General features: G+C 46.2%; 2 tRNA genes. Both read right to left on the bottom strand.

The features are described from left to right. Positions 1-139 precede the first annotated feature (139 nt). Positions 140-215: transfer RNA gene (locus UA76_RS14395), tRNA-Thr, on the bottom strand. 13 nt (positions 216-228) lie between these two features. Then, positions 229-302: transfer RNA gene (locus UA76_RS14390), tRNA-Gly, on the bottom strand. Between the last annotated feature and the right edge of the window lie 31 nt (positions 303-333).

Here is a 333-nt window from a genome sequence, read left to right as displayed (position 1 = left end):
TGAGTTGTCCCTCTAGGTACGGATTTAGGTGGCTTTGATGACCACGCAACCAAAAAAATTATTGGTAATTAATTTACTCTCAATCACTAAACGTAGTTTAGTTAGGTGAAAGTATCAAAAGGAAATATGTGCGCAGAGCTGGTGCTGATAGGCGGATTTGAACCGCCGACCTCACCCTTACCAAGGGTGCGCTCTACCGACTGAGCTATATCAGCACACGAAAGAAGTTGGAGCGGGCAGCGGAATCGAACCCGCATCATCAGCTTGGAAGGCTGAGGTAATAGCCATTATACGATGCCCGCAACACGTAACTCTGTGAGCTATTTCCTTAAG

Source organism: Vibrio mexicanus, assembly GCF_001012815.1.
GTDB classification, from domain to species: Bacteria; Pseudomonadota; Gammaproteobacteria; order Enterobacterales; family Vibrionaceae; genus Vibrio; species Vibrio mexicanus.
The sequence above is the reverse complement of the archived record's forward strand: the minus strand, read 5'-3'. Positions and strand labels throughout refer to the sequence as shown.